Below are 12,601 nucleotides of genomic sequence, written 5' to 3'. Positions count from 1 at the left end.
AGCGACCGGGAGGCGGCCATGAGTACCGCCCCCGCGACACCGCCGGTCCGCCTGCTGGTCTGCGACGACCACGCCGTGGTCCGGGCCGGCCTGCTGGCACTGCTGGCCAGCGCCGGGGACATCGAGGTAGTCGGCGAGGCGAGCGACGGGGAGGAGGCGGTCGCGCTGGCGGCCCGCCTCGCGCCACAGGTCGTGCTGATGGACCTCCAGCTCGGCGAGGGCATCGACGGTGTGGAGGCCACCCGCCGGATCACCGCCGCGCCCGGCGCCCCGCACGTCCTCGTCCTCACCACGTACGACACCGACGCCGACATCACCCGGGCGATCGGCGCGGGCGCCACCGGCTACCTGCTGAAGGCGGAGCGGCCGGAGGAGCTGTTCGCCGCGGTGCACGCGGCGGCGCGCGGCCGTACCGTCCTCTCCCCGCCGGTCGCCTCCCGGGTGATGGCCCAGATGCGGGCCCCGGCGCCGCAGCTCACCGAGCGGGAGCAGGAGATCCTGGCCCAGCTGGCGCAGGGCCTGGGCAACCGGGAGATCGCCCGCGCGCTGTTCATCAGCGAGGCGACGGTGAAGACCCATCTGGGCCGGATCTACGACAAGTTGGGCGTGGATACCCGGGCCGGAGCGGTGGCCGTGGCCAAGGAGCGCCGGCTGCTGCGCTGAGCCCGCGCCCCCTCCTGCGCGCCGGCCCGAACGAGCGAGCGGAATGTCGGATTCCGGCCACCCGAACGGGTGATGGCGGATGCGCTGCGACACGCCCCCGGTGCACTGTCGAGGCCTCCCGACGGGCCGGTGACGGCCGGTCAGGCGGCTGCGCCCCGACCCGGATCCCCGGCCCGCAGATGTGGATGTTTCGTGGATCCCGATATTGACAAACCAACCACTCGGTTTGTTAGCGTGGAGATCAACGACGCCTCCGCCGACAGGGGGCTCGCCGAGGCCTGTGCGGACGACCCTCGCCGGAGGGTGGAGCCAGGGGGGACGGCGAGAGGCCGGGGAGTCGGGGGGAGCGACGCGCGTCGAAGCCGTGCGACGAGGCGGTGCGGAGCGTGTCCGGGGGGACTCGCTCCGCGCCTCCCCTACCCCACCCCGCACCGTCGCCCCGCCTCACCCCATGGCACTCCAGAACGGGCAGCACACCTCTGGCAGCCGGGTCGAGCAGCCCGAGGATCCCGGCACTTCGACCCCGCCGTCCGACCACGGCTCCGAGCGGGCCACCCCCGGCGACAGCGCCGTCAGCCGGGCCTCGCCCAGTTCGCCGAACTCCAGCGCGAGCCGGTAGCCGTCCGGCGTGGTCGCGGCGAGGCCGGGCCACTCGCGCCCGGCGTTCACCGAGGTGACGGTCCATCCGCGCCGCCGCCACCGCGTCTCGACCATGCCCGGCAGCGCCGCCCGGCGGGCCGCCGAGACGATGGTGACGATGTCCCGGCTACGGCCGACGTACCAGTGCACGGCCGCGTCGTCCGGGCCGGACCCGGGCACCGGAAGCCGCGCGCCCGCCCGGGCGGCCCCGTGCCGCCAGGTGAGCTGCGGCCGGACGGCGTCCAGCGAGTCCTGCAACAGGAGTTCGCAGCGCACGGCCGCCGCCGCCTGGTCCACCGCCCCGGTGTGCGCGGACGGGGCGGACGGCGGGGCGGCCGCCGCCGGCCACGGCCCGGCGGGAGTCTCGACGTTCACTTCGGTACCACCTGGCTGCACCGGGACCTCCGTCTTCTCCCGGGGTTCAACCCGGGACGGGATTTCGTTCCTCCGCACTCCCCTGGACGGCCGCCGCGCCGCGCCAGTTCCACGGCCGGCGCACCGGCCGCACAGCACGCCCCCCAGGCGTAAACTGCACCGAGTAGTGCAATCTTTAGCGAAGGAGAGACCGCCCGATGACCCCTGGGACCTCAGCGACCTCCGGAGCGCCCGCTCCGGCCACGGGCTCGCGCCGGATGCCCGAGAAGCGGCAGGCCATCGCCCGCGCCGCGAGCACGGTGTTCGGCCGCGAGGGCTACACCCGGGCCAGCGTGGACGCGATCGCCGCCGAGGCCGGCGTATCCAAACGCACCATCTACAACCACTTCGGCGACAAGGAGAAGCTGTTCCTCTCCGTCGCCCTGGAGACTGCCGGCGAGCTGACCGAGATCATCGCCGGCCTGGCCGACCGGCACCTGCACAAGATCGTCGACCTGGAGGCCGACCTCACCGCCTTCGCCCTCGACCGCGCCCGCGCCGTCCTCGGAGCGGGCGACCACTACGCACTCGGCCGGACGATCCGCGCCGAGGCCGGCAACATCCCGGCCGAGGTCCTGAACGCCTGGCTGGACGCCGGCCCGCTCGCCTCCCAGCGTGACCTCGCCGCGCACTTCGGCCGCCTCGCCGACCAGGGGCTGCTGCAGGTCGAGGACACCGAGCTGGCCGCCACCCAGTTCACCCTGCTGACGTTCAGCGGCGCCGCCGACGCCACCTTCTACGGCGCGATCCACCTCCCCGAGGCCGAGCTGACGGCCGGCGTCACCGCCGGCATCCGGGCGTTCCTGCGCCTCTACGGCTGACGCGGCGCCACCGTCGCGGCGAGGGCCGGCCCCACCCCGGGACACCGTTGGCGAATCCCATCGTGCAGCGTGACGTTGGTCCGCACCACCGCGTTGGTGGTGCGGACCAACGCGCGTTTTGGGGGAGGGTGACGGTGTCCTTGCGTCCGGTGGAGCCGGGGGAAGTTCCCGAGGAGACGGCGAGGGTGGCCCATGCGGTCTTCCCGCACGGCTGTCTGGCAGTACGGCTGCGGGACGAGGTCGGGTCGCTGTTCAGCGACGAGGACTTTGCTGATCTGTTCTCGCGCCGGGGGCGGCCGGCGGCATCACCGGCCCGGCTCGCGCTGGTCTCGGTGCTCCAGTTCGCTGAGGGGCTGTCGGACCGGCAGGCGGCACACGCGGTGCGCTCGCGTATCGACTGGAAGTACGCCCTCGGCCTGGAGCTGACCGACGTCGGCTTCGACTTCTCAGTGCTCAGCGAGTTCCGCGACCGGCTCATAGCCGGAGGCGCCGAGGCTCGGGTTCTGGATGCCGTCCTGGACCGGGCGGCGGCACACGGGCTGCTCAAGGCCAGCGGTCGGCAGCGCAGTGACGCCACGCACGTACTGGCGGCGGTGCGAGACCTCAACCGGTTCGAATTCGTGGTGGAAACGCTGCGTGCGGCGCTGAATGCGCTGGCTGTGGCAGCCCCTCAATGGCTGGCGGAGTGGACCCCGCCGGAGTGGTTCGAGCGGTACTCTGCCAGGCCCGACGACACCAAGTCGAAGATGCCAGGTCGCTGGGCGGCCCGTGTCGAGCACGGCAACCAGGTCGGCCAGGACGGCATGGACCTGCTACGGGCGGTGCGCTCCTCCGCGGCCCCGGACTGGCTGCGGCACCTGCCCGCAGTCGAGTTCCTTCGGCAGACCTGGGTCCAGGAGTACGAGCTGGTCGAGGGCGAGGTGACCTGGCGCAAGCCCAGCAACCGGCCGACTGCTGCACAGCGCCCAGGCTCGCCATACGACCCCGATGCCCGGGTCGGGGTGAAGCGGGACCGTGTCTGGAGCGGCTACAAAGTCCATCTGACCGAGACCTGCGAGCCTACCGCTCCACACCTGATCACCAGCGTGGTGACCACTCCGGCCTCGGTGGACGACAGCACTCAGACCGAAGTGATCCATCAGAAGCTCTCCGGGCGGGGTCTCCTGCCCGATGTCCATCTGGTCGACAGCGGGTATGCCACCGCTGCCAACATGGTCGCGGCACGCCGGAACCATGGGGTGGAGCTATGCGGCCCGGTCCGGCCGAACACTGGGTGGCAGGCCACCAGCAAGAACGGTTACAGCATCGACGCCTTCACCGTCGACTGGGACCGACAGCAAGCCACCTGCCCGAACGGCGCGATCAGCCGTCAGTGGTACGACGATCACCGCGGCAAGGTGCCGGTGATCCGCGTTAAGTTCTCCCCGACGGACTGCCGGCCCTGTCCGACTCGCTCGCAGTGCACCCGGACCATCCCGAGCATCGGCCGGGAGATCACCCTGCGAACCCGACCGGAGCACGAAGCGATCCGGCAAGCCCGCATCAATCAGGAGGATGAAGCCTGGCAGCGGCGCTACGGTCACCGCGCCGGCGTCGAGGGAACCATCTCCCAGGCCTCCCGGGCTTTCGGCCTACGCAGATCCCGCTACCGAGGGCACAGCTGCAACATCTGCTCACCGCCGCCGGCATCAACTTGGTCCGCCTCGACGCCTGGCTCACCGACACCGCACTCGCCCCCACACGGACCAGCCACTTCGCAGCACTCCGCCCCACCGGATAACTCGGGTGGGGCGGAGAGTGCTTCACGAGCCGATTCGCCAACGGTATCGGTGCTGGTCGGCCCTGCGGGTGTGACGGGTAGGGCCGGTCAGTCGTCGCTGCGCGGCCCCACCGTGCGTCTCATGCCGGCCCGGTCCAGGTGATGACGACAGCTCCGTTGTGGCCGGCCGTCCCGGAAGCTCCGGGCCTGCCCCTGACTCCGAACCCACCGTCATCGCCCTTCTCGCAGTGGGCCCTGGCATTGCCGGCGTTGGGTTCGTAACAGCCGCCCGTGCCACCGATGCCGCCGGAGCCACCCTCACCGCCCCTGCCGCCGTTGCCGCCGGCGCCGTATGACCTGCCACCGGATACTGGGGCGCTGCCCTTGCCTCCCAGGCCGCCGTTCCCGTAGATTCCGCTGCTCCCGCCCTTCACCTTCCCGTTCTGGATCCCGTTCCCGCTCTTCCCATCGTGTCCTGCGGTGCCTGCGGTGCCGGCTGTGCCGGTGCCACCCGGGCTTCCCACACCCTGCACGTCGTTGTCATCGCACCAGCCGGTGCCGCCGCCTTCCTTCCCGCCCGTGCCCTGGGCGCCGGCGGTCTTCGCCCCGGCCCCGCCGGTTCCCGGCGCGCCCTTGCCGGTGATCCCGCCGCCCCAACCGCCTCCGCCGCCCGAGCCGCCGCTCCCGACCTGGCCAGCGGCACCACCCTCTCCGCCCGTCACGGAGATGTACGGAGCCTCGAAGCGGGAGTTGTGGAAGTCGAAGCCGGTGACGGACGTGCCGTCGGCCTTTTGAAGTGTGTTGTCGGCGGCCTTGGCGCCCGGGGTGCCCGGCTTACCACTCGACCCGTCCGGGCCGTTGCCGCCGGCGCTGGCATAGTCGCTGTCCTCGGTGCCGGCTCCACCGACACCTGCGGTGCCGCCCCTGCCCACCCTGACGATGAGCTTCGAGTGCACATGCACCGTGCAGGTGACGAAGCCGCCGGAGCCACCAGCGCCACCACCCCCACCCCCTGCTCCGCCGCCGCCACCGCCACCACCGCCACCGGCGTTTGCGGCTAGTGCGCCGCCACCGTTGCCGCCGCCTCCGCCACCTCCGCCGGTGGAGCCGCCGCCCCCGCCGCCCCCACCGCCGCCAGCACCCCAGACGGAGATCGTGACCTCCCAGTCGGACACCGGCGGCGTCCACTCGTACTGACCGGGGGTGTCGAATACTTTGATGTGCACTTTCTCAGCCGCCTGCGCGGGCCCTGCCAATCCCAGTGGCAGCAGCGAACCGGTGACCGCCATGGCCACCGCGGTGGCTCGGCCAGCGCACCGCAGGGAGCGCCCCCGGCATCGACTCCCCGCAGGGCCCTCCGGAGCGGGTGCGAACGATGGCACTCGTGATGGCCGTCTGCCGAACATGTCTCTCCCTCTTCAACAGGAAGCGAAGATCATCGCTCGGAGAGCTAACCGCGCAGCCAACCCGTGGAAGCGGCACATACATCGCTACCACCCGATCAGGTGGCAATCACGGAAGTGCCCATGCCTTCCGCCGTGGCGTGTGCCATGACCGTCGAGGCGCCGGAAGAGCGTGGAAGCACCCGCGGCACCGGCCGGATCGGACGACGCATGACCTTCCACCACCGCGGCGAGTTCGAGGCCCTGCGCAAGGCCCGAGCCGACCAGCAGACCGACGAATGGCGGCAGCGCTACCACGCGCGCGCCGGCATCGAAGGGACCATCGCCCAGGCCGTCCACGGGCGGGACATGCGCCGCGCGCGCTACCACGACCTCGCCAAGACGCAGCTGTAGCACCAGCTGACCGCCGCCGCGATCAACCTCGCGCGCGTCGACGCCTGGCTGGCCGAGATCCCGCGCGCGAAGACGCGCGCCTCGCACCTGCGGCGGCTCGAGCTCGCCGCCTGACGCGCGCGCCGCGCGCCTATGGACACGCGCGGCCGGACCCCCGCGCCCACCGCACGCCTATGGACAGACCCAGCAGACCGCGCCGCGCGCGATGGACACCCCGCGCCATCGCGCCTGCGCGGAAACGGCCCGGGCGCGACCGTCCGACGCGGAGCCGATGGACAACGTCTGCGGCCACGCTGGCGACCGCGCAAACTCCCTGGACAGAGCCGCGTTTCCCCTGGACAGAGGTTGGCGCGCGGTCCACGCCGGTGGATTCGCCAACAGCATCCCACCCCGGGCCGGCCCTCGCCGCACTCCCAGCCTTCGAGGTCGCGCGGCCGGGTCGGGACCACCCCGCACATTGCACTGCACGGTGTAGTTGAATCCATCGCCTACACCGTGTAGTTTACTTTTTGTCAGCGCAGCCCCCGCCCCACCGAAGGGACCACCCGCCATGCCCAGCGTCACCGTCGACACCGCCCGCATCCCCTACCGCATCGTGGGCGACGGCCCCGAGACCCTGATCCTCGTCCACGGCACCGGCCCCGGCTCCGCCATGTGGGACCAGCTGCTGGACGCCTTCACCGACCGCTACACCCTGCTCCTCCCCGACCTGTCCGGCAGCGAGGCCGCCGAGGACGACGGCGCCGAGCTGACCATCGACACCCTCGCCGCCCAGGTCAACGCCGTCATCGAGGACGCCGGCCGCGGCCCCGTCCACATGGTCGGCTTCTCGCTCGGCGCCGTCGTCGCCACCGCCGCCGCGGCCCGACGCCCCGAGCAGGTGCGCCGCCTGGTCGCCACCGCGGGCTGGATCAACGCGGACGACGAGTACGTGCGCAACATGATGATCGTCTGGCTCGCCCTCGCCGGCGACGCCGCCGCCTTCGGCCGCTACGCCACCCTGACCGCCTTCAGCCGCGGCTTCCTCAACCGGATCGGCCGCGAGGGCGTCGAGGCCAGCGCCGGCTTCATGCAGCCGACCCCCGGCACACTGCGGCACATCGCACTCGATCTCCACCTCGACATCACCGCCCTGCTCCCCCTCGTCCAGGCCCCGACCCTGGTGATCGGCTGCGCCCAGGACGCCACCATTCCGGTGGAGAACGCACGCCGCCTGCACGCGGCCATCGCCGGCAGCGAGTACGCCGAGTTCGACACCGGCCACGTCGTGATCGCCGAGCAGCCGGAGGCCTTCACCAAGACCGTCCGTGACTTCCTCGCCGCCGCCTGACCCGCCGCGGCCCGGGGCGCCGTACGGCCTGGGCTCCGCGCGCCCCGGCCCTACGACCCGGCCCCGCGCGACCCGGACTCATGTGATCTGCGTCACATTCACCGCCCCCGTCGTCACACTCCTGCCGTCCGATCCGCTCATAGGGTGTCGCCGCCGCACGCCACCCCTCGCAGACAGGAGGCAGCCCGATGAAACTCACCATCCTCGCCGCCACCGGCGGTATCGGACGGCAGCTCCTCGACCAGGCCCTCGCCGCCGGCCACGACGTCACCGCCGTGGTCCGCAACCCGGCCGGGCTGTCCGACACCGCCGGCCGCGCCCCGGCCCCACAGACCGTCCGGGTCGTCCAGGCCGACCTGGCCTCCGCCGAACCGGCCGCCCTGCGCACCGCGATCACCGGTGCGGACGCCGTCCTCTCGACCCTCGGCCCCCGCTCCGGCGCCGAGGCCGGGGTCGCCTGGCGCGGCACCCGGTCGGTGGCCGCCGCGATGCGCGAGGTCGGCGTCCGGCGCCTGATCGTGGTCAGTGCGGCCCCGATCGGCGCCGTCCCCTCCCCCGCCCGCCCGCGACCGCCCCGGCACGACCCGGGCGACGGGTTCTTCATGCGCCACCTCGCCGCGCCGCTCACCCGGGCCGCGCTGCGCCGGCACTACGCCGACCTGGCCCACATGGAGGACGTGGTCCGCGACAGCGGACTCGACTGGACGATCGTCCGCCCGCCCCGCCTCACCGACAAGCCGCTCACCCGCGACTACCGGACGGCGTACGGGCGCAACGTGCGCCGCGGCCTCTCGGTCGCCCGCGCCGACGTCGCCCACTGCATGCTCGCCCTGCTGGAGCGGCCGGACTCGGTCCACCGGACCGTCGGCGTCGCCACCTGACGGCCGCGCCGCCATGGCCGACCTATCGTCACATGCCAGACAGAGTCCAGCCCGTCACGACCGGACGGGCCCGACACCGATTGCGACGGCGCCCGATGAACGAAACCGACTCCCTGGCCCGGCAGTTCGAGCAGCAGCGCCCCCGGCTCCGGTCGGTGGCCTACCGGATGCTCGGCTCACTGAGCGAGGCCGAGGACGCCGTCCAGGAGGCCTGGTTCCGGCTCAGCCGCGCCGACGCCTCCCGGGTCGACAACCTGGCCGGCTGGCTGACCACCGTCGTCGGCCGGGTCTGCCTGGACCAGCTCCGCTCCCGCGCCGCCCGGCGCGAGGAGCCGCTGGACACCCATGTGCCCGACCCGGTGATCGGCCGCGTCGACGCCGCCGACCCCGAGCAGGCCGCGCTGCTGGCCGACTCGCTCGGGCTGGCCATGATGGTCGTCCTGGACACCCTGCCGCCGGCCGAACGTCTCGCCTTCGTGCTGCACGACATGTTCGCCGTGCCCTTCGACGACCTCGCCCCGATCGTGGACCGCACCCCCACCGCCACCCGGCAGCTGGCCAGCCGGGCCCGCCGCCGGGTCCGGGGCGCGGCCACCCCGGAGACCGACCTCACCCGCCAGCGCGTCGTCGTGGACGCCTTCCTCGCCGCCTCCCGCACCGGCGACTTCGAGGCCCTGGTCACCCTGCTCGACCCGGACGTCACCCTCCGCGCCGACGTCGGCGCCACCCGCTTCGGCACCCTGCCCCGCCTCGTCCACGGCGCCTCGGCCGTCGCCCAGCAGGCCCTGCTCTTCCGCGGCCTCGCCCCGCTCGCCCGCCCGGTCCTGATCAACGGCACCCTCGGCCTGGCCACCGCCCCCGACGGCCGGTTGTTCTCCGTCCTGTCGCTCACCGTCGTCAACGGCCTGATCACCGAGATCAACCTCCTCGCCGACCCCGACCGGCTCCGGGCCCTCCCCCTCCCGCCGCTCTGAGCGGCCGCTACGAACGGCCGCCCCGACCCCGCCGCTCCTCCGGCCACTCCCGCCGCCGCCCGCCCCACCGCGGAGCACACCGCCTCCCGGCCGGCAAGGCCGGCAGCAGAACGTCCGATTATCGATCCCCTGGGGAACATGAGTTGACCATTCGTCAGTTCCGATAGGGAGGAGGTGCGGGCGCACCGAACGACCCGCACCAGTCCGGCGACCGCCCGACCGGCCGACGGACCGGCCCGCCCGGCCGGCCCGCCTGCCGAATGATCAGGAGACACCCGTGCGCATACTCTTCACCGGCCCGCCCGCGGCCGGCCACCTCTTCCCGATGATCCCGACCGCCCAGGCCCTGCGGGCCGCCGGGCACGAGGTCCTCTTCGCCGGATCGAGGCCCCTGGAACCACTCCGGGCGGCGGGCTTCCCGATCATCGAGATCGGCGACGGCCGCAGCATCCGGGAGACCATCGAGCAGTCCACCGGCGAGAAGATCCGCTACGTCGCACTGGACCTGACCCAGGATCAGATCCTCGACAGGGCGGCCAAGGGCTTCGCCCTCGCCTCCCGCTCCACCGTCGACGGCCTGCTGGCCACGGCCGGCGACTGGGGCGCCGACCTGGTGGTCCACGACTCCTTCCAGGCCGCCGCCCCGCTGGTCGCCGCCAAGCTCAAGATCCCCTCGGTGATCCAGAACTTCGGCGTGGCCTCGGGCCTCGGCATGGCCGTGCGGATCGCCGCCAACTTCACCGAGGCCTACGAGACACACGGTGTGGCAGGCCCCGCCAAGGCCACCCCGCTGAACGTCGTCCCCGCCTCGCTCGGCGGCGACCCGGACGGCCTGCGGATGCGCTACCTGCCCTTCAACGGCGGCGGCGTGGTCCCCGCGGACCTGCTCCGCCGCGGCACCCGCCCGCGCGTCGCCGTCACCCTGGGCACCATCCTCACCGAAATGGACGGCGTCCGCGCGATCGTCCGCCTCATCGAGGCCGCCGCCTCGGTGGACGCCGAGTTCCTGCTGGCCGTCGGCGACGCCGACCTCGCCCCGCTCGGCACCCTGCCGGACAACGTCCGCCCGCTCCCCTGGGTCCCGCTCGCCGAACTGCTGACCACCTCCGACGCGCTGATCCACCACGGCGGCTCCGGCACCATGCTCACCGCCCTCCAGGCCGGCCTGCCCCAACTCGTGCTCCCCCAGGGCGCCGACCACTTCATCAACGCCGACGCCCTCACCGCCGCCGGCGCCGCCCTGCGCTCCGCCTCCCCCGACGTCGACACCACGCTCCTCGACCGTCTCCTCACCGACCCGGGCCTCCGCGAGGGAGCCGCCCGACTCCGGGCCGAGAACGCGGCCCTGCCCTCCCCCGCCGCCCTCGTCCCCGCCCTCGAAGCCCTCGCCGCCGGCACCCACTGACCCCGGCACCCCCGAGCCGCCGGAGTCGCAGGTCCGCTGACCTGCGACTCCGGCGTTTGCGCCGCCCGGAAAGTCGGACGCCCGACACTGACCGCCGGCCGGCCGGGTTCTGTCGGGCCTGGTCAGAGCCAGCCCGTTTCCTTCGCGCGCTGGTAGGCGGCGAGCTTGTTGTCGACGCCGAATTTGGCGAGCACCGAGGACATGTAGTTGCGGACGGTGCCCTCGGCAAGGTGCACGCGGGCCGCGATGCGGGCCGTGGACAGGCCGTCGCCGGCCAGGCCGAGGACCTCGCGCTCGCGGGCGGTGAGAGGGTTGTCCCCGAGGGTGAGGGCATCGGTCGCGATCTCCGGGTCGACGTACCGCCCGCCGCCGTGCACGGTGCGGACGACCTCGGCGAGCCGAGCAGCCGGGGTGTCCTTGGTGACGAAGCCTCGGACGCCGAGGCTCAGTGCGCGCTGGAGATGGCCGGGACGGCCGTGACTGGTCAGGACGACGATCGCGCACGCGGCCGAACCCTTCCGGATGGCCTCGGCGGCGGCGAGTCCGTTCATGACCGGCATGTCGAGGTCGAGAACGGCCACGTCGACGCCGCCCGCGAGGACGGCCCGGACGGCGCCGGTGCCGTCTGCCGCGGTGGCCACGACCTCGAGGTCGTCGTGCGCGGAGAGCAGCACGGACAGCGAGTCGCGGATGAAGGCCTCGTCGTCGGCGACGGCGATGCGGATCGTCATGTGGGTCCCCTCTGCGCGGTGCGGTCATGCGTGGCCCGGTCGCGGGCCGCCGGAACGGGTGCGGTGTGGTGCAGCGGGGCGTGGGCCAGCAGCCGGAAGCCCCCGGTGCCGTCCGGTCCGGCGGTCAGTTCGCCGCCGATGTCGGCGAGGCGCTCGCGCAGGCCGCGCAGGCCGTTACCGTCGGACAGGCCCACCGGCCGGGCCCGGTCGTTGGCGACCTCGACGAGCAGGCGGCCGTCGTCGACACGGAGTTTGATACGGCACTCGGTGGCCGCGCTGTGCCGCAGTACGTTGGTGACGCCTTCCCGCACGACCCAGCCGGCGACGTCCTGCAGAGACTGCGGGACGCCCGGGGGCACCTGGTCGGTGCAGCAGGTGATGCTCGCGGACTGCAGGACCGAGCGGACACCGTTCAGTTCGGACTCCAGGGACGGCTGACGGTAGCCTCGGACCAGGGAGCGCAGGTCGGACACGGACTCGCGGGAGACACCGAGAGCCTGCTCGATCTCGGTGCGGGCGCGCTCGGGATCGTTACGCAGCAGTAGCAGCGCCACCTCCAGCTTCATACCGACGACCGACAGGCCGTGGCCGAGCACGTCGTGAAGGTCGCGGGCGAAACGCAGCCGCTCCTCGAGGACCGCCAGCCGGGCCAGCTCGGCGCGGTGGTCGTGGATCTCGCGCGCGAAGGACGGCAGCAGGCCGAGGGCTCCGACGACCACCACGGTGACCGCGCTGCGTACGACGACGTCGACGAGGACGTCCGCGGGCATGCCGAGAAGCAGACAGGACGGGATCGTACCGAGGAGGATGCCCGTGGCGGCCCAGACCGAGCGGCGGGCGTTCAGGGAGACGACGGCGGCGCAGGCGGCGAGGGAGGGCAGAGCGCCCCAGGCGCCGCCCAGCAGGAGCAGCAGGGCGAAGGCGACGCTGGTGCAGATCGCCGCGTCCAGCAGGTGCCGGTCGCGGGCGCCACCGCGGGCGACGACGTCGTAGACGGTGCGGGAGAAAGTGAGGCAGAAGGCCGGCAGCCCGACGGCGGCGAGGCAGACCGGGCCGAGCGACGGGCGGTGGCGCAGCCACAGCGCCAGCCCCTCGGCGAGGAAGACGGCCGCGGTCAGCAGGATGAGCCACGCCACGATGCGGGCCACCGCGGCCGGAGTGCGAGCTCCCACCTGCTGGTCCCCCTCC

General features: G+C 73.1%; 11 protein-coding genes and 1 pseudogene. 8 read left to right on the top strand and 4 right to left on the bottom strand.

The features are described from left to right. Positions 1–18 precede the first annotated feature (18 nt). Complete coding sequence (locus ACZ3YO_RS20835) at positions 19–663, top strand: response regulator (protein ID WP_396324121.1); 645 nt, start codon at positions 19–21, stop codon at positions 661–663. 444 nt (positions 664–1,107) lie between these two features. On the opposite strand, the gene ACZ3YO_RS20830 is transcribed toward ACZ3YO_RS20835, so the two are convergent. Beyond that, positions 1,108–1,677 (bottom strand): hypothetical protein, encoded by a 570-nt coding sequence (locus ACZ3YO_RS20830; RefSeq protein WP_465571231.1) that lies wholly within the window; start codon positions 1,675–1,677, stop codon positions 1,108–1,110. A 197-nt stretch (positions 1,678–1,874) separates the two neighbouring features. Between ACZ3YO_RS20830 and ACZ3YO_RS20825 the strand changes: the two genes are divergently transcribed. Further along, complete coding sequence (locus ACZ3YO_RS20825; protein WP_465571228.1) at positions 1,875–2,537, top strand: TetR/AcrR family transcriptional regulator; 663 nt, start codon at positions 1,875–1,877, stop codon at positions 2,535–2,537. Positions 2,538–2,671: 134 nt separating this feature from the next. Next, positions 2,672–4,317, top strand: a pseudogene (locus ACZ3YO_RS20820) (IS1182 family transposase). Between the two features lie 119 nt (positions 4,318–4,436). Here ACZ3YO_RS20820 and ACZ3YO_RS20815 read toward each other — a convergent pair. Further along, positions 4,437–5,585 (bottom strand): hypothetical protein, encoded by a 1,149-nt coding sequence (locus ACZ3YO_RS20815; RefSeq protein ID WP_465571225.1) that lies wholly within the window; start codon positions 5,583–5,585, stop codon positions 4,437–4,439. A 237-nt stretch (positions 5,586–5,822) separates the two neighbouring features. Between ACZ3YO_RS20815 and ACZ3YO_RS20810 the strand changes: the two genes are divergently transcribed. The 5 genes from ACZ3YO_RS20810 (at position 5,823) to ACZ3YO_RS20790 (ending at position 10,682) form a co-directional block, all read left to right on the top strand. After that, positions 5,823–6,092, top strand: a complete 270-nt coding sequence (locus tag ACZ3YO_RS20810; RefSeq protein ID WP_465571222.1) for a transposase — start codon at positions 5,823–5,825, stop codon at positions 6,090–6,092. 550 nt (positions 6,093–6,642) lie between these two features. After that, the gene (locus tag ACZ3YO_RS20805; protein ID WP_465571220.1) at positions 6,643–7,422 is read left to right on the top strand and encodes an alpha/beta fold hydrolase; all 780 of its coding nucleotides are present in this window, start codon (positions 6,643–6,645) and stop codon (positions 7,420–7,422) included. 188 nt (positions 7,423–7,610) lie between these two features. Beyond that, positions 7,611–8,303, top strand: coding sequence for an NAD(P)-dependent oxidoreductase (locus tag ACZ3YO_RS20800; protein WP_465571217.1), 693 nt, complete (start codon positions 7,611–7,613; stop codon positions 8,301–8,303). Between the two features lie 95 nt (positions 8,304–8,398). Next, on the top strand, positions 8,399–9,277 hold the full coding sequence (sigJ, locus tag ACZ3YO_RS20795) for an RNA polymerase sigma factor SigJ (RefSeq protein WP_465571214.1): 879 nt from the start codon (positions 8,399–8,401) through the stop codon (positions 9,275–9,277). A 277-nt stretch (positions 9,278–9,554) separates the two neighbouring features. Then, a complete protein-coding gene (locus ACZ3YO_RS20790) occupies positions 9,555–10,682 on the top strand; it encodes a glycosyltransferase (protein WP_465571211.1) in 1,128 nt (375 codons plus the stop codon). 122 nt (positions 10,683–10,804) lie between these two features. On the opposite strand, the gene ACZ3YO_RS20785 is transcribed toward ACZ3YO_RS20790, so the two are convergent. Further along, on the bottom strand, positions 10,805–11,413 hold the full coding sequence (locus tag ACZ3YO_RS20785) for a response regulator (RefSeq protein WP_465571208.1): 609 nt from the start codon (positions 11,411–11,413) through the stop codon (positions 10,805–10,807). Continuing rightward, positions 11,410–12,585, bottom strand: coding sequence for a sensor histidine kinase (locus ACZ3YO_RS20780; protein WP_465571205.1), 1,176 nt, complete (start codon positions 12,583–12,585; stop codon positions 11,410–11,412). Before ACZ3YO_RS20780 ends, ACZ3YO_RS20785 begins: the two co-directional genes overlap by 4 nt. Between the last annotated feature and the right edge of the window lie 16 nt (positions 12,586–12,601).

The sequence above is a fragment of the Kitasatospora sp. NPDC022785 genome (assembly GCF_055561295.1).
Note: the sequence above shows the minus strand (reverse complement) of the source record. Positions and strands in the feature narration are given on the sequence as shown.

What these genes read in the sequence shown, in the direction of transcription:
- ACZ3YO_RS20835 (WP_396324121.1), top strand. Translation starts at nt 19, where the DNA reads ATGAGTACCGCCCCCGCGACACCGCCGGTCCGCCTGCTGGTCTGCGAC.
- ACZ3YO_RS20825 (WP_465571228.1), top strand. Translation starts at nt 1,875, where the DNA reads ATGACCCCTGGGACCTCAGCGACCTCCGGAGCGCCCGCTCCGGCCACG.
- ACZ3YO_RS20815 (WP_465571225.1), bottom strand. Translation starts at nt 5,585, where the DNA reads ATGGCGGTCACCGGTTCGCTGCTGCCACTGGGATTGGCAGGGCCCGCG.
- ACZ3YO_RS20810 (WP_465571222.1), top strand. Translation starts at nt 5,823, where the DNA reads ATGCCTTCCGCCGTGGCGTGTGCCATGACCGTCGAGGCGCCGGAAGAG.
- ACZ3YO_RS20805 (WP_465571220.1), top strand. Translation starts at nt 6,643, where the DNA reads ATGCCCAGCGTCACCGTCGACACCGCCCGCATCCCCTACCGCATCGTG.
- ACZ3YO_RS20800 (WP_465571217.1), top strand. Translation starts at nt 7,611, where the DNA reads ATGAAACTCACCATCCTCGCCGCCACCGGCGGTATCGGACGGCAGCTC.
- sigJ (WP_465571214.1), top strand. Translation starts at nt 8,399, where the DNA reads ATGAACGAAACCGACTCCCTGGCCCGGCAGTTCGAGCAGCAGCGCCCC.
- ACZ3YO_RS20785 (WP_465571208.1), bottom strand. Translation starts at nt 11,413, where the DNA reads ATGACGATCCGCATCGCCGTCGCCGACGACGAGGCCTTCATCCGCGAC.